Genomic DNA, 14,960 nt, shown 5'->3' with positions numbered 1-14,960 from the left:
GTTGTGGTGGGGGTGGTTCCCAGCCTTCATCCTGAGCTGGGACGCGCTGCCCTGGGTGGGGCGGCTGGCCATGTGCCTGCTGGGCTGGGCCATCTGCTTCTGGAACTACGCCGTCCTGCACAACCACATGCACGTGTCCATTGCCCGGTCTCCCCTGGCGCACTGGGTGGTGTCCCGCTCACTGGGCATGGCGTGTGGGTTCCCCTACCGGGGCTACTTCATCCACCACTTCAACCACCACCGGTACGATGACGGCCCGGGCGACTGGGGCCGCCGCCGTCCCGGAGAGCGCGTCCTGCGCTATTGCCTGCGCTCGGCGCTGACGCCGTGGCTGTGGCCCTATGAGACGCTGGGCCAGGTCTGGCAGTGGGCGAAGAAGAAGCACCAGCGGCTGGAGCTGGCGGTGGACTTCCTGGTGGTGGACGGCGTGCTGCTGGCGCTCATCGTGTGGAAGCCCGCGCTGGGCCTGGCCTGGTGGGGGGTGCTGCTGGTGACGCAGTGCTGCATCCACTGGCTCAACCTGGCGGCCCACTTCGAGACGGACTCCGAGCAGAAGGACGCCCTGGGGACCACGTCCTACTCCGCCTTCTACAACCGGTGGTTCTTCAACGCGGGCCACCATCAGGCCCACCACCTGAAGCCGCAGGTGCCCTGGCACGCGCTTCCGGCCCTCACCGAGGAGCTCGCTCGGACGTCCAGGCTCCGTCCAGAGCTGACTACCGGGCTCTCCCCCATCAATCCGTTCTGGGTGGTCCGGGTGGCGAAGCGCTATTCTGCCAAGCCGTGCGATCGGCAGACGGAGTCGAAGATTACCGCCGGGACCCCCACGGCCGTTACCTAGTCGGGGAGGGCTTCCTCCATTGGTACGCCTCGGCGGACCTGTGCGGCTTCGTCCTCTGGGGGCGCCCCGGAGAGGCCGAGGTGCGCCGGCTCGTCCAGGTGCTGGACGTGGAGCTGTCCCCTGCCAAGCCGCATGCCTCGCTGGTGGACGCGCGCCGGCTGGAGGCCGCGGACCCCATGGCGTTTGCCGCCCTGGTCAAATACATGCAGCCTCGCGAGAAGGACTTCAGCGCATCCGTGCTGAAGCAGGCGCTGGTGCGGCCCGAGGGCGTGGTGGGCGCGGTGGTGGGCGGCTTCTACACGCTGCTGTCCGGGGCCTACCCCAGCCGGGCCTTCACCGCTCCTGATGACGCCTTGCGGTGGTTGGGGCATCCGGAGGCCGAGGCCGCGGCGCTGCTGGAGGAGCTCAACGGCCTGGTCGCGGAGGCCACCGGCCAGTCGCCCCTGCTGCGCGAGCTGCACCAGGTGATGCGGGGCCGGCTGCCGGAGGTGAACCTGTCGGACGTGGCCCGGGAGATGGGCATGTCCGAACGGACGTTGCAGCGCCGGTTGAAGGAGGCCAGCACGTCCTTCCAGAGCGAGCTCAACGCGGTGCAGGTGCGCATGGCGCAGTCGCTGCTGCGCGAGTCGAACATGAAGCTCACCGCGGTGGCGGTGGAGGTGGGCTGCGCCTCGCTCCAACACTTCAGCAGCCTCTTCCGCAAGCTGGTGGGCGAGTCCCCCAGCGCGTGGCGAGACAGGCAGAAGCAGCCGCAGGGCACCGGCACGCCGTCCCCCGCCGAGGCCCTGGTGGAGGAAGCGGCCACGTCCGACGTGCCCGAGTAGTCACGTCCCGGAGCCGGGAAGCCGCTGGCTCCCGGCAATCCCTGCCAGCCAGCACAGGCGCTCAACATTCCCATACGTCGTCAGGTGGGACCGGGCGACTCAGCGGGTGACGCGCAAGTCTTTGACACGTCATGGGTGCGACACCTGGCGCGCGGGACTCCGGGAGTTCCGACGCTCAGCGGACTTTCAGACTGATTCCCGCACTCCGCGGCGATTTGACAATAATTATCCACAGACACTACAAAATCAAAGAACGCGACGCCCACCCCACCGGCGCTTCCACCGCTGTCCTCGGAGCTGCTTCCTGTGACGCCCGGTCAATTACAGACAGCGCTGACGGCTGCGCTTCACCCGGCGCCCTGGAACCTCATCGCCACGTGCGCCGCCGCCCGCTGAAGGCCGTCCCCCTCGCATCGAGAAAGGAGCGCAGCGCCGTGATTCAAGCCAGGAACCTGGGCGCCGGCTACGGCCCTCGCGCGGTGCTGGCGAAGCTCTCCTTCGATTTGCCCTGGCGGCGCGCCAGCGTGGTGCTGGGCCCGGGTGGCGGTGGCAAGAGCACGCTGCTGCGGACGCTCGTCAAAGGCCCGCTCGGAGACGGCGCGGACTTCTGGGTGCGGGGCCAGCTCACCCTCCCCGTGTCGGCGCAAGCGGTGGTGCCCCAGGCCCGGCCCGCGGAGTCCCGCACCCTGGGCGAGCTGCTTGGCGCCGAGGCGCGCCAGACGCTGGAGTCCGTCTGGGCCTGCGCGCCCGCGGCGGCGGCGCGGCTGGACCGACTGCGCGAGCGGCCCATCGCGCTGCTGCCCGAGGGGCTGTGGCGGCTGGCCCTGCTCACCGTCGCCATCGCGAACAAGGCGCCCCTGGTCCTCCTGGACGAGCCCGAAGTCGGACTCACGGCGGACGGCGTCCGGTGGCTGGCGCGGCGGCTGATGTTGCTGCGCGCCGAACGCACCGTGGTGCTCGTCACGCAGCACCTCCCGCTGGCGCGCATGGTGGCCGACCACGTGCTGCTCATTGATGACGGGATGCTCGTGGACCAGGCCTCGCCCCGGGACTTCTTCGACGAGCCCGGGCTCCGTCGCCACACCGGCTGACGGGTCGGCGCGACACGCTTCGCCGTCCCACGGCGCCGCTCGCGTCAGACGGGCGCGTGCAGCGGCGCCGGCCGCAGGTTGAGGACGAAGCGGGTGCCCCCGTCGGGACGGTGCTCCGCCGACAACGTTCCCCCGACGCTCTCCACCTGGTCGCGGCACACCGACAGCGCCAGCCCCGCGGCCTTGGCGCGAGGAACGGCGGAGAAGGGCTCGAAGAGGCGAGGAAGCACGGACTCGGGGAGGCCCGCGCCGTTGTCCTCCACCTCCAGGCGCACCCCCGCCTGGAACGTCCGCGCGCGCAGGACGATGCGGCCCGGGCGCCGGGGCTGCGCGTCGTCCACGGCCTGGGCCGCGTTGAGCAGCAGCTTCACCAGCACCTCCACCAGCCGGCCCAGGCCCATGCGCACCCGGGGCAGGTCCGGCGCCACGTCCTCCACCACCTCGGTCAGGCCACGCAGCTCCGCGGACGCCAGCCAGCGCGCCTTCGCCAGGGCCTCCGCCACCGCGCAGGCCTCTTCGTCCTGGGCGTTGGCGCGAGAGAAGTCGCGCAGCTCCGTGACGATTTGCTGGATGCGCAGCACGCCCTGCTGCGTCTCGGCCACCACGCGGCGCAGCTCCTCCACGTCCGGCGACGGCTCGCCCAGCTCCTCGTCCAGATAGCCCAGGTTGGACTTCACGTAGGACAGCGGGTTGTTCACCTGGTGCGCCACGCCCGCGGCCAGCTGCCCCACCAGCGCCAGCCGCTCCATCTCCGCGCGGTGCAGGTCCGCCTGGGCGCGCAGCCGCTCGCTCTCCGCCAGGCGCTCCAGCGCCACCATCCGCTCCGCGTCCGCTTCCCGCTCCGCGTCCCGCAGCCGGCGGAACGTCTGCGAGCCGAGCACGGACACCCACGCCACGAACGCGAAGGACAGGCCCTGTGACACCGCCACCTGCGGCGACGCGCCCGAGGCCCAGCACGTCACCAGCAGACACACCCACGTGAGCGCGCAGGCCAGCTGCGTGGGACGGCGGTGCTCCGGCGTGAAGACGCAGATGATGAGCGGCACCGCGTACAGCGAAGGGAAGAAGGGGCTGTAGATGCCCCCCGTGAAGTGGATGTCCAGCGTGAGCCCCACCAGGCTGACGACGGCGGCGGCCAGGCCGATGGGGCGCGGCGACATCCACCGGGCCCCCACCGCCACGCCCAGGAAGATGAAGGCGGCACACCAGCCCAGGTGGACCCAGAGCACCTGCGTGACGACCTGCCCCAGCGTCAGCGGCTGCATCACGAGCGACAGCGCGAGCCCCGCGGCGCACAGGAGGAAGTTGCGGCGCCGCAGCTTGAGCTGCGACTCCAGCTCGGGAGGAGAGGTGGCGGAGAGGGTGGCCGGGCGCACGGGGAGGCTTCCTGATGCGGGACGCGCAGCGCGCGAGTAACGGCGGAACGCTACAGCGGAAGGGCCGCGATTTCAGCCCGAGTCACGGACGCCTCCCATCCGTGCCGGGCGCACCCGACGCGCGGTGTGGCCAACCTAGCGTGGGGCGGCCTTCGCGCCCCGCTGGAGACGGCGCGCCTTGCCCAGACGTGGGGCCTCCGCGCGAGGACGGCGCGGCGCGGGCGCTCGCTTGCCCGCGGGCAGGATGGGGTCGGGACACACCGCGCGGAGCTTGCACGCCCTGCACTCGGCGCCGCTCCACACCGCCTCGTAGAGCGCCGTCACCCGGTCGATGACGTCGAAGTCCTCGGTGACGAAGCCCAGCTCGAAGTTGCGCGCGGAGTCGCCCTTGGCGCCCAGCCCCGCGCCGGTGAGGTTGGCGCTGCCCAGGTACGCCCAGGCGCCATCCACCACCACCGCCTTGAAGTGCACGCGCGGGCAGACCTTGAGCGACAAGCCCCCCGCCACCAGCCGCGCTCGCCGGTCAAAGGCGGCGCGAAAGGGCCGGCTCGGCAGCTCCGCGTGCAACAGCCGCAGCGCCACCCCACGCGCAGCCAGCGTGTCCAGCACGTCCACCAGCGGGACGAAGCGGCCGCCGTGCTCCACGAACATCGCCTTCACGTTGGCCGTGGCCATCCACACCGACTCCCGGGCGTGGAGCAGCTTCTCCAACACCACCTCCCGGTACAGCGCGCTGCCTGACAGGAGCTCCGCCTCGATGGGTCGCATGCAGCGCACTCCACCACACATGCCCTCACCTGGCCACCCAATGGACAAATGACCTTCAGTCACTTGACGAATGACCGCGGGTCATTCATCCATGCGTCATGGTCAGCACCCCAGCGGCGAAGGCGAAGCGAGCCCTGCCCCAGCGAGCCCGCAAGGACGAGGACAAGGAAGCGCGGCGGCGGCTCATCCTGGATGAGGCCCTGGCCCTGTATCAGTCGACATCCTACGCCGAGGTGAAGATGGCGGACGTGGCCGGCCGGGCGCTGCTGGCCAAGGGCACGGTGTTCCTCTACTTCCCCACCAAGGAGGCGCTGTTCCTGGCGCTGCTGGAGGACCTGCTCTTCGCGTGGTTCGACCGGCTGGACGGGCTGCTGGCGGAGGACCTCGCCGCCTGGACGGGGCCCCGGTTGGCGCGCACGGTGGCTGAGTCGCTGGAGGGCGAGGAGGCCCTGACGCGGCTCTTGGCGCTGCTCCAGACGGTGCTGGAGCAGAACGTGACGGCCGAGCAGCTCCGCCCGTTCAAGGAGCGGCTGCTGGCGGCGCTACTCCGCGCGGGCACGCGGGTGGAGCAGCGGTTGTCGTTCCTTCAAGCCGGAGACGGCCCGCGCTTCTTCATCCACCTGCACGCGCTGGTGACGGGCCTGCGGCAGATGGCGGACGTGGCCCCGGTGGCGCGCGAGGTGCTGGAGGCGCTGCCCCACCTGGCGCCGCTGCGCGTCGACTTCACCGCCGAGCTGACGGCGGCCCTCACCACCCTTCTTCGCGGGCTGGAGTCCCGCTGAGTCCCCTTTCCCACCCCTGGAGAACCCCATGCTCGAAGCGACTGCCCAAGCCACCACGCAGCCCACCGCCGACACCGAGCGCATCCGCGCGGTGTTCGAGGCCCAGCGCGCGCACCGCTGGACGATGTCCCGCACCACGGCCGCCGAACGCATCGCCCGGCTGAAGCGGCTGCGCGAGGCCATCATCGCCCGCCGCGCGGAGCTGGCGGACGCCATCCACGCGGACTTCCGCAAGCCCGCGGTGGAGGTGGACCTGACGGAGCTGCACCCCACGCTGGAGGAGCTGAACCACACGGTGCGGCACCTCAAGTCGTGGATGAAGCCCAGGCGGGTGGGCACGCCGATGCTGCTGGCGGGCTCGTCCAGCCACGTGCGCTACGAGGCGCGCGGCGCGGTGCTGCTGCTGTCGCCGTGGAACTACCCCTTCAACCTGCTGGTGTCGCCGCTGGTGGCCGCCATCGCCGCGGGCAACACCATCATCTGCAAGCCCAGCGAGAAGACGCCGCACACCTCGCGCTTCCTGGCGCAGCTGGTGAAGGACGTGTTTCCGGAGAACGAGGTGGCGCTGTTCGAAGGCGGCGCGGAGACGGCGCAGGCGCTGCTGGAGCTGCCCTTCGACCACATCTTCTTCACCGGCAACACGCGCATCGGCCGCATCGTGATGGAGGCCGCGGCGAAGCACCTGGCCAGCGTGACGCTGGAGCTGGGTGGCAAGTCGCCCGTCATCATTGATGAGACGGCGGACGTCGCCGTCGCGGCGGAGCGCCTGTGCTGGGGCAAGTTCGTCAACGGCGGCCAGACGTGCGTGGCGCCGGACTACGTCTTCGTGCACGCGTCGAAGGAGCGGGCGTTCCTGGAGGCGCTCAAGGCGGCCATCACCCGCTTCTACGGCGGCACGGAGCAGGAGCGGCAGGCGAGCCCTGACCTGTCGCGACTGGTGGACCCGGTGGCGTGGCGGCGGGTGAAGGACCTGCTCGACCGCTCGGTGGCCGCGGGAGCGAAGCTGGAGGTGGGCGGGGAGGCGGACGGGCCCTCGCGCTACATCGCGCCCACCGTGCTGTCCGGCGTGACGGCCCAGAGCCCGGTGATGGAGGGCGAGATTTTCGGCCCCGTGCTGCCGGTGCTCACCTACCAGTCCCGTGAAGAGGTCTACGCGCACATCCGCGCGGGCGGGAAGCCCCTGGCCCTCTACGTGTTCAGCCAGGACAAGCGGGCGGTGGAGGACATCTTCCAGAACACCACGTCGGGTGGCGCGGTGGTGAACAACGTGCTCGTCCACCTCGCGAACCCCCACCTCCCGTTCGGAGGGGTGGGCACCAGTGGCCTGGGGAACTACCACGGCCACTTCGGCTTCAAGACGTTCAGCCATGAGCGGGCAGTGATGGTTCAGTGGATGAAGTCGCTGGCTTCGGTGTTCTTCCCGCCGTATCGCGGGAAGGCGCAGGAACTGGCCTCCCGCGCGACCCGGCTGCTGGAGTAGGCACCCCAGGCCGGGGCACCTCCGGAAGGAGCCAGGCGATGCGCGTGGTGAAGTTGGAAGAAGCACGGATGCCGGACGGCGTGCAGGAGGCGTTCGACCGCCTCCATGCGCATCGCTGGGAGGTGGCGCGCCGCGGCATGAAGGAACGGCTGGCCCGGCTGGAGCAGCTCAAGACGCTGCTCGTCGCCCGGCGCGAGGCCCTGGCCGAGGCGCTCCACGCCGACTTCCGCAAGCCGCGCGCGGAGGTGGAGGCCACCGAGGTCCTCCCCGTCCTGATGGAGCTGGCCTCCATCCAGAAGCACCTCAAGACGTGGATGAAGCCTCGGAAGGTCTCCACGCCCCTGCTGCTCACCGGCACATCCAGCTTGGTGCGGTCCGAGCCTCGGGGCGTGGTGCTGGTGATGGCCCCGTGGAACTACCCCTTCCACCTGCTGGTGTCGCCGCTGGTGGCCGCGGTGGCCGCGGGCAACGCCGTGCTGTGCAAGCCCAGTGAGAAGACGCCCCACACGGCGCGCTTCATCGCGGAGCTGGTGAAGGACGTCTTTCCCCCGGAGGAAGTCACCGTGGTGGAGGGCGGCCCGGAGGTGGGCGAGGCGCTGCTGCGGCTGCCCTTCGACCACTTCTTCTTCACCGGTGGCGCCCGCGTGGGCCGGCGGGTGATGGAGGCCGCGGCGAAGCACCTGGCCAGCGTGACGCTGGAGCTGGGTGGCAAGTCGCCCGTCATCGTCGATGAGACGGCGGACGTGGCGGCCGCCGCCGAGCGCGTGGTGTGGGGCAAGTTCCTCAACGGCGGGCAGACGTGCATCGCCCCCGACCACGTCTGGGTCCATGCGTCGAAGGAAGAGGCGCTGCTCGAAGCGGTGAAGGAGGCCCTGGAGCGCTTCTACGGCCGCACCGAGGAGGCGCGCCGCGCGAGCCTGGACCTGTGCCGCATGGTGGATGACGGCGCCTTCACGCGGGTGCGCCAGTTGATGGACCGCACCGTGGAGGCTGGCGCGCGCGTGGTGGCGGGCGGCGGCGTGGACGCGGAGTCGCGTTACATCGCGCCCACGGTGCTCGCGGACGTGACGCCGGACACGCCCATCATGGCCGAGGAGATTTTCGGGCCCGTGCTGCCGGTGCTGCGCTTCGAGTCCCTGGACGAGGTGGTGTCGCACGTGCGCGAGGACGGCAAGCCCCTGGCGCTCTACGTGTTCAGCAACGACGAGGCCACGGTGGAGCGGCTGCTGCGGGAGACGCGCTCGGGCGGCGCGTGCATCAACACCGTGGTGCTGCATCATGCGAATCCGAACCTGCCCTTCGGCGGCGCGGGCGCCAGCGGCGTGGGCGCGTATCACGGCGAGACGGGCTTCCGGACCTTCAGCCACGAGCGCGCGGTGCTGCGCCAGGGACGCACGTCCCTGCTCCACCTGTTCTTCCCGCCCTTCACCGGCAAGGCGCAGAAGCTCGCGCGGCTGGCGGGGCGGCTGTTCGAGTAGGGCCGGGCCGCCCTGGCGCAAGTCTCCCGTTTTCCGGGATAACTGTGCCCATGACCAAGAACGGACGACGGTTCGCTGGGCTCTGGCTGGGAATGGCGCTGGCCCTGGGGGCCTGCGACAGCGACGACGGCCCCGGGGAAGGCCCGGAGGACGCCGGCGTCACGGACGGAGGCAGCGGCGACAGCGGAACGCCGGATGCGGGTGCTCCGGACGCCGGCCCCGAGCCTACCTCCGAGCAGGGCGATGGCGTCTCTCGCGAGACGACCACGGTGGCGGGAATCCTCGTGGACCGCTACGCCTGGACGGACGCCCAGGGACGCCCGCGCACGGTGTCCCTCAAGCGGCAGTCTCCCGCGAGCCACGGCGGCTACGCGGTGCAGATGACCTACCAGGTGCCCGCTGGCGCGGAGTGGCGCACGGTGACGGTGGATGGCACGGCGGGCGGCGAGGCGGGCTTCGGCTACTTCGTGGCCCACGAGCTGTACCGCACCTTCGACAACGGCACGTCCGGCACCATCGCGGGGCGGCATGGCGAGGACGACTCGCCGCTGGGGCTGGGCTTCCCGGTGGAGGCCTCGCGCTCGGAGATAACGCCGGCGTCCACCTCCGCCAGCCACCGCTTCACGCTGCGGTATCCCAAGTGGGGCACGCGCGCCGCCATGGCCAACGTGACGGAGGCGACGGCGGCAGCGGACGCCGCGCACCAGAAGTTCATGGTGCCCGTCACCATCCAATGGGTCTTCCAGAAGGGCACGGACTTCCCGCGCATCGACACGCGGATGGACCTGAGCGAAGCCACCGCGGGCCAGCTGTCCTTCGACATGCGAGGCCCCTACGGCGTCGTCGAGTTCGCGGACGCCGCCGCCAGCGCCACGCTCAACAACGTGCAGTGGGGCGACTCCCTCCACCACTTCACGACCGGAGTGGCCGCCGCGGGCGCGCTCACCACCGAGGCGAACTGGACGTGGAACGAGCCCATCGGAAACACGCGCAAGTACCACGCGCTGCTGGCGCGGCATCCCACCTCCGGCCTGCTGTATGAGCTGGGGCTCGTCGAGCTGAAGCTCGGCCAGGACACCGGACTGGTGTACGGCGGCTACAGCCTCAACACGGGGACGACGCGGGCGGCCTCGGGCCGGGCGCTGCTCAGCGGGGGCTTCTCCGCGGGCGAATGGCCCTTCCAGTCCGCGCAGTACAGCGGGCTGTCGGCCGCGACGCCGGTGACGGGCAAGAAGTTCGCCTGGGGCAGCAGCCCGTTCTACGGCTCCGCGCTGGGCTCCGTGTACTTCAACGCCGGCGCCTCGCTCCCCATCACCGCGTTCCCCGCGAGCCGCGCGCTCGTGTACCGGACGTGCCTGGTGCTCGGCGTCTCGCCCTACACGGACGCGGCCCCGAAGTCGCTCGCCCGGCTGACCGCGGAGAGCGACGCGCCCAGCTGCGCGACGGACGCCCCGCTCTGAGTCACCGCGACAGGTGACGCCTGGGAGGGGTGGCCACCCCCTCACCCTTGGCGCAGAATCGCGGGCGGGCCGGTGCAATCACGCTGGCGCCCGCCCGTACCGCCACCACCCGCCGCTTCGTGGAAGTCCCGCCCGGCCGCCCATGACTGAATCGCCCCACGCCCTCACAGCCGCGACCCGCGACGGGGGCTTCCTGTCGCGCCTGCCCACGGTGCTGCAGCCGCACCGCAGCCTGCTCACGTACTACCTCGTCAGCGCGCTGCTGGCCGGGCCCGGCTTCCCCATCCTCGGGCTCATCCGCTACTTCAAGTTCCAGACGCTGCGCTACACGCTGGACGACGAGGGCATCACCGTCCGCTGGGGCATCCTCTTCCGGCGCGAGGTGACCCTCACCTACGCGCGCATCCAGGACATCCACCTGTCCAGCAACCTGATGGAGCGCTGGCTGGGGCTGGCGCGCATCCAAATCCAGACGGCGAGCGGCAACTCGCAGGCGGAAATCACCATCGAGGGCGTTCCCGCCTACGCGGCCATGCGGGACTTCCTCTATTCGAGGATGCGCGGGAGCCGCGAGCGGCCCACACCCACGCAGGAGCGCGCACGCGCCGTGCCCGCGGGTGACCCTGACGCGCTGGCGGCCACGCTCCGTGAGATTGCCGAGGAGGTGCGTGCCCTGCGGCTCAGCCTGGACAGCGGCGCCACGCGGGAGAAGCAGGATGTCTGACACGCGTCACGCCTGGCTGCTGAACCTGCTCAAGGTGCCGCCCGCGCCACACATCCCCGAAGGAAGAATGGTGCGCGTCTTCCGCGCCGCGCCCCGGCATCGCCAGTACCAGTTGCTTCACTGGGCACTGAAGCAGGTGGGGCTGACGGTGAGCTTGCTCTTCGGCTGGGTGGCGCTGAGGCGGTTCGTCCCGCACCTGCCCTTCCGCTGGGCAGAAGAAGTCGTATGGCTCGTCGAGGCCTTCGCCTGGCTCGCCTTCATCGTGCAGTTCCCCATCGGCTTCCTGGTGGCGTGGCTCGACTACGAGTTCCGCTGGTACATCCTCTCCGACCGGAGCCTGCGCATCCGGGAAGGGCTCGTCTCCCTCCAGGAGAAGACGATGACCTTCGCCAACATCCAGCAGGTCTCCATCCGGCAGAACCCGCTCCAGCGGGTGCTCGGCATCGCCAATGTGAAGGTGGAGACGGCGGGAGGCGGCGGACGCGGCTCGCAGGAGGCGGACGCCGCGCACACCGAGGGCCTGCACGAGGCCCACTTCCGAGGCGTGGACAACCCGGAGGAGATTCGCGACGTCATCATGACGCGCGTGCGCATGCACCGGGACGCGGGACTGGGGGAGCCGCACCCCGAGCCGGCGCTCCCTCCGTCCGCGCCATCCTCGGAGGCCACGCACGCCGCCGCGCAGGAGCTGCTGGCCGAGGTCCGCGCGCTCCGCGGCACCTGGTCCGCGCGGGGTCCCGCGGAGTCCTGAACCGCGGGACAGCACGCGCCATCTGCCCATGGCCCCGCTCCTGGCAGCCGCGCGGTGCCTCAGCTCCGCAGGCCGGGCGCTTCCTGGCCGGTGCGGGCCACGTACTCGGTGTAGCCGCCGCCGTACTGGTGGATGCCCTCGGGCGTCAGCTCCAGCACGCGGTTGGACAGCGCGGCCAGGAAGTGACGGTCGTGGGAGACGAACAGCATCGTCCCCTCGTAGCGGGAGAGCGCCGTAATCAGCATCTCCTTCGTGGCCATGTCCAGGTGGTTGGTGGGCTCGTCCAGCACCAGGAAGTTCGGCGGGTCGAAGAGCATCTTCGCCATGACGAGCCGGGCCTTCTCACCGCCGGACAGCACGCGGCACTTCTTCTCCACCTCGTCACCGGAGAAGCCGAAGCAGCCGGCCAGCGCCCGCAGCGAGCCCTGCCCCGCGCGGGGGAAGGCATCCTCCAGCGCCTGGAACACCGTCCGCTCGCCGTCCAGCAGGTCCATGGCGTGCTGCGCGAAGTATCCCAGCTTCACGCTGCCACCCAGCGCCACGTTGCCCGTGTCCGGCTGCGTGGCGCCCGTCACCAGCTTCAGCAGCGTGGACTTGCCCGCGCCGTTGACGCCCATGACGGCCCAGCGCTCCGTGCGGCGCACCAGGAAGTCCAGCCCCTCGTAGATGGTGCGGCTGCCGTAGGCCTTGTTCACGTTCTTCAGGCTCACCACGTCGTCGCCCGAGCGCGGCGCCGGCTGGAACTCGAAGAGCACCGTCTGGCGCCGCTTGGGCGGCTCCACGCGCTCAATCTTCTCCAGCTTCTTCACCCGGCTCTGCACCTGCGCGGCGTGCGAGGCGCGCGCCTTGAAGCGCTCGATGAACTTCAGCTCCTTGGCGAGCATGGCCTGCTGGCGCTCGAACTGCGCCTGCTGCTGCTTCTCGTTCATCGCCCGCTGCTGCTCGTAGAACTCGTAGTCGCCGGTGTACGTCGACAGCGAGCCGCCGTCGATTTCGACCACCTTGTTCACGATGCGGTTCATGAACTCGCGGTCGTGCGACGTCATCAGCAGCGCGCCGTCGTAGTTCTTGAGGAACTCCTCCAGCCAGATGAGGCTCTCGATGTCCAGGTGGTTGCTCGGCTCGTCGAGCAGCATCGCGTCCGGGCGCATCAGGAGGATGCGGGCCAGCGCCACGCGCATCTTCCAACCGCCCGACAGCGCGCCCACGTCGCCGTCCATCATCTCCTGAGTGAAGCCCAGGCCCGCCAGAATCTCCCGCGCGCGGCCCTCCAGCGCGTAGCCACCCAGCTCCTCGAAGCGCCCCTGGACCAGGCCGTAGCGCTCCACGAGCTTGTCCATGTTGTCCGCCTGGTCCGGGTCGGCCATGGCCGCCTCCAGCTCCTTCAGCTCGGCGGCCACCGTGCTCACCGGGCCCGCGCCGTCCATCACCTCGGCGGCGGCGCTGCGGCCCTCCATCTCACCCACGTCCTGGCTGAAGTAGCCAATGGTGACGCCCCGGTCGACCGCGACCTGGCCCTCGTCGGGGTGCTCCTGGCTGGTAATCATCCGGAACAGCGTCGTCTTGCCGGCCCCGTTGGGACCGACGAGGCCCACCTTCTCCCCCTTGTGGAGCGCCGCGGAGGCCTCGATGAAGAGAATCTGCTGGCCGTTCTGCTTGCTGATGTTGTCGAGACGAATCATGTGCGTGCGGGGGGCCCGGAAGCGGGTGCGGCGCCCTTATGCCACGTAGCGCGCCCCAGGAAGAATGTTCCGAACCCCTGGAAGGCGACTTCTCTTGCATGGGAGCGGACAGGCAGGGAAGCCCCCAGCCCCAGGCTGGAAGTGGGACCTGCCCCTACGGGCGCCGTGACATAGAGTGCCGCGCCGTGCTGACCGTCGACGCCCACCCCTCCCTGGACACGCTGGCCTTCACCACCACCTTCCCCGGGCCGTTGGGCGGGCTGCCCTCCCCGGAGTGGCTGGTGGCGCTGCTGAAGCCCGGCGCCCCCGCGCCCCTGTCCAGCGACGACACCGTGCGCGGCGCCATCCGCGACATGCTCCGCCACGGCGGCTACAAGCCCACCGGGCGTGGCAAGCCCGCGTCGGAGTACCTGGTGCGCGCCTCGGGTGACGGCTCGCTGGGCGCCATCAACCTGGCCGTGGACGTCTGCAACGCGGTGTCCCTGCACAGCGGCCTGCCCATCAGCGTGGTGGACCTGGACCGGGCCACCGCCCCCTTCCGCGTGGGCGTGGCTCCGGAGGGCGCGCAGTACGTCTTCAACGCGTCCGGGCAGAGCATCGACCTGGCGGGCCTGCTGTGCCTCTTCGACGCGGCGGGGCCCTGCGCCAACGCCGTCAAGGACGCGCAGCGCACCAAGACGAGCGCGGACACCCGCCGCACCCTCACCGTGCTCTGGGGCGCCAAGGCCCTGGGAGCGCGCACCGCGCGTGCCTTCGACTGGTACCGCGAACTGCTGGAGCGCGCGGGGGCCACGGTGGAGCGCTTGCCCTGAGCCGCGCCGTCGCTCTTGAAACATGCCAGCCGACGGTGCAGACCCGGGGCATGTCGGAACTGAACTCCAGCAGGTGGGCGCTGCTGCTGCTCGTGTGGCTCCATGCGACAACGGCGGCAGCGCAAATCATCAACGTCCAGGCGTTGTTCGACGAGAACACGGGCCCGGGGCGCTCGGCGGCCGTGGATCTGGGCGCGGACTGGCGCACGGGCAGCATCGACCTCTTCAGCTTGCGCGGCGCCCTGGTGGGCCAGTGGCGCACGGAGCATCACACCTGGATGGGCGTCGTCCGGGGGGAGTACGCCTTCGCCGCCGATGAGGTCATCGTCAGCAAGGTGCTGGAGCACGTCCGCTACCGCTACCAGTTCACGGAGCGGCTCTCCGGCGAGACGTTCCTCCAGCACGAGTTCGACGAGTTCCGCCGCATCCAGTTCCGGGCCCTGCTGGGCGCGGGGCCCCGGCTGAAGGTGCTGACGGACAAGAAGGCCACGCTGGTAGTGGGGCTCGCGCTGATGCTGGAGCACGAGCGCATCCGCCGGGACGCCGAGCCGGACGCCGGGGCGTTCCGCACGGACCCGCGCCTGTCCAGCTACATCCTGGGGCGGCTGGAGCTCATGGAGAACGTCGCCCTGGTGCAGACGCTCTACGTCCAGCCCCGCGTGACGGACTTCGCCGACGTCCGCCTGCTCAACGACACCATCTTCGAGGTGAAGCCCAACGAGCGGCTCACCGTCAGCATCGGCTTCAACGTCGCCTTCGACAACTCCCCGCCCCTGGCCGTCCCCAAGCTCGACACCCAGCTGCGGACCTCGGTGGGCATCCGGCTGTAGCCCCTCCACGGGCCCGGCGCTGTCCCAGGGAGATTGTCACCCGGGCGACAGCAGCCAACGC

Annotated in this window: 14 protein-coding genes; 11 read left to right on the top strand and 3 right to left on the bottom strand. The window is 70.6% G+C overall.

Annotated elements, in window-relative coordinates; all coding sequences use genetic code 11:
• Position 1: 1 nt before the first annotated feature.
• The 3 genes from G4D87_RS19425 to G4D87_RS19415 all read left to right on the top strand — a co-directional run bounded on the left by G4D87_RS19425 (position 2) and on the right by G4D87_RS19415 (position 2,756).
• Positions 2-841 carry a fatty acid desaturase family protein gene (locus tag G4D87_RS19425; RefSeq protein ID WP_240358414.1) on the top strand — a complete coding sequence of 280 codons (840 nt, stop codon included), beginning with the start codon at positions 2-4 and terminating at the stop codon, positions 839-841.
• 80 nt (positions 842-921) lie between these two features.
• Positions 922-1,665: a helix-turn-helix transcriptional regulator gene (locus tag G4D87_RS19420; RefSeq protein WP_163783556.1), complete on the top strand. Its 744-nt coding sequence runs from the start codon at positions 922-924 to the stop codon at positions 1,663-1,665.
• A 434-nt stretch (positions 1,666-2,099) separates the two neighbouring features.
• Positions 2,100-2,756, top strand: a complete 657-nt coding sequence (locus G4D87_RS19415) for an ATP-binding cassette domain-containing protein (protein WP_240358413.1) — start codon at positions 2,100-2,102, stop codon at positions 2,754-2,756.
• A 44-nt stretch (positions 2,757-2,800) separates the two neighbouring features.
• Here G4D87_RS19415 and G4D87_RS19410 read toward each other — a convergent pair whose 3' ends face one another.
• Together G4D87_RS19410 and G4D87_RS19405 are read right to left on the bottom strand one after the other, a co-directional pair.
• Positions 2,801-4,132, bottom strand: coding sequence for a sensor histidine kinase (locus G4D87_RS19410; RefSeq protein ID WP_163783553.1), 1,332 nt, complete (start codon positions 4,130-4,132; stop codon positions 2,801-2,803).
• A gap of 135 nt (positions 4,133-4,267) precedes the next feature.
• Positions 4,268-4,900, bottom strand: coding sequence for a phospholipase D-like domain-containing protein (locus G4D87_RS19405; RefSeq protein WP_163783552.1), 633 nt, complete (start codon positions 4,898-4,900; stop codon positions 4,268-4,270).
• 98 nt (positions 4,901-4,998) lie between these two features.
• Here G4D87_RS19405 and G4D87_RS19400 point away from each other — a divergent pair, with 98 nt between their 5' ends.
• The 6 genes from G4D87_RS19400 (at position 4,999) to G4D87_RS19375 (ending at position 11,575) form a co-directional block, all read left to right on the top strand.
• Positions 4,999-5,682: a TetR/AcrR family transcriptional regulator gene (locus tag G4D87_RS19400; protein ID WP_163783551.1), complete on the top strand. Its 684-nt coding sequence runs from the start codon at positions 4,999-5,001 to the stop codon at positions 5,680-5,682.
• A 28-nt stretch (positions 5,683-5,710) separates the two neighbouring features.
• Positions 5,711-7,162, top strand: coding sequence for an aldehyde dehydrogenase family protein (locus G4D87_RS19395; protein WP_163783550.1), 1,452 nt, complete (start codon positions 5,711-5,713; stop codon positions 7,160-7,162).
• 38 nt (positions 7,163-7,200) lie between these two features.
• A complete protein-coding gene (locus tag G4D87_RS19390) occupies positions 7,201-8,640 on the top strand; it encodes an aldehyde dehydrogenase family protein (protein ID WP_163783549.1) in 1,440 nt (479 codons plus the stop codon).
• A 50-nt stretch (positions 8,641-8,690) separates the two neighbouring features.
• Positions 8,691-10,100, top strand: coding sequence for a hypothetical protein (locus G4D87_RS19385; protein ID WP_163783543.1), 1,410 nt, complete (start codon positions 8,691-8,693; stop codon positions 10,098-10,100).
• Positions 10,101-10,242: 142 nt separating this feature from the next.
• Positions 10,243-10,824 (top strand): PH domain-containing protein, encoded by a 582-nt coding sequence (locus tag G4D87_RS19380; RefSeq protein WP_163783548.1) that lies wholly within the window; start codon positions 10,243-10,245, stop codon positions 10,822-10,824.
• Positions 10,817-11,575: a PH domain-containing protein gene (locus G4D87_RS19375; protein WP_163783547.1), complete on the top strand. Its 759-nt coding sequence runs from the start codon at positions 10,817-10,819 to the stop codon at positions 11,573-11,575. The genes G4D87_RS19380 and G4D87_RS19375 overlap by 8 nt, the downstream gene beginning before the upstream one ends.
• Before the next feature lie 59 nt (positions 11,576-11,634).
• Here G4D87_RS19375 and G4D87_RS19370 read toward each other — a convergent pair whose 3' ends face one another.
• Entirely contained in the window at positions 11,635-13,257 is a 1,623-nt protein-coding gene (locus tag G4D87_RS19370) for an ABC-F family ATP-binding cassette domain-containing protein (protein ID WP_163783546.1), read from the bottom strand.
• 185 nt (positions 13,258-13,442) lie between these two features.
• Here G4D87_RS19370 and G4D87_RS19365 point away from each other — a divergent pair, with 185 nt between their 5' ends.
• Both G4D87_RS19365 and G4D87_RS19360 read left to right on the top strand, forming a co-directional pair.
• Positions 13,443-14,069: a phenylalanine--tRNA ligase beta subunit-related protein gene (locus tag G4D87_RS19365; protein ID WP_163783545.1), complete on the top strand. Its 627-nt coding sequence runs from the start codon at positions 13,443-13,445 to the stop codon at positions 14,067-14,069.
• 50 nt (positions 14,070-14,119) lie between these two features.
• Positions 14,120-14,899, top strand: a complete 780-nt coding sequence (locus tag G4D87_RS19360) for a DUF481 domain-containing protein (protein ID WP_163783544.1) — start codon at positions 14,120-14,122, stop codon at positions 14,897-14,899.
• Positions 14,900-14,960 lie beyond the last annotated feature (61 nt).

Source organism: Myxococcus vastator (assembly GCF_010894475.1).
Lineage (GTDB): Bacteria > Myxococcota > Myxococcia > Myxococcales > Myxococcaceae > Myxococcus > Myxococcus vastator.
The sequence above is the reverse complement of the archived record's forward strand: the minus strand, read 5'-3'. Positions and strand labels throughout refer to the sequence as shown.

What these genes read in the sequence shown, in the direction of transcription:
- G4D87_RS19405 (WP_163783552.1), bottom strand. Translation starts at nt 4,900, where the DNA reads ATGCGACCCATCGAGGCGGAGCTCCTGTCAGGCAGCGCGCTGTACCGG.
- G4D87_RS19400 (WP_163783551.1), top strand. Translation starts at nt 4,999, where the DNA reads ATGGTCAGCACCCCAGCGGCGAAGGCGAAGCGAGCCCTGCCCCAGCGA.
- G4D87_RS19395 (WP_163783550.1), top strand. Translation starts at nt 5,711, where the DNA reads ATGCTCGAAGCGACTGCCCAAGCCACCACGCAGCCCACCGCCGACACC.
- G4D87_RS19390 (WP_163783549.1), top strand. Translation starts at nt 7,201, where the DNA reads ATGCGCGTGGTGAAGTTGGAAGAAGCACGGATGCCGGACGGCGTGCAG.
- G4D87_RS19385 (WP_163783543.1), top strand. Translation starts at nt 8,691, where the DNA reads ATGACCAAGAACGGACGACGGTTCGCTGGGCTCTGGCTGGGAATGGCG.
- G4D87_RS19380 (WP_163783548.1), top strand. Translation starts at nt 10,243, where the DNA reads ATGACTGAATCGCCCCACGCCCTCACAGCCGCGACCCGCGACGGGGGC.
- G4D87_RS19375 (WP_163783547.1), top strand. Translation starts at nt 10,817, where the DNA reads ATGTCTGACACGCGTCACGCCTGGCTGCTGAACCTGCTCAAGGTGCCG.
- G4D87_RS19370 (WP_163783546.1), bottom strand. Translation starts at nt 13,257, where the DNA reads ATGATTCGTCTCGACAACATCAGCAAGCAGAACGGCCAGCAGATTCTC.
- G4D87_RS19360 (WP_163783544.1), top strand. Translation starts at nt 14,120, where the DNA reads ATGTCGGAACTGAACTCCAGCAGGTGGGCGCTGCTGCTGCTCGTGTGG.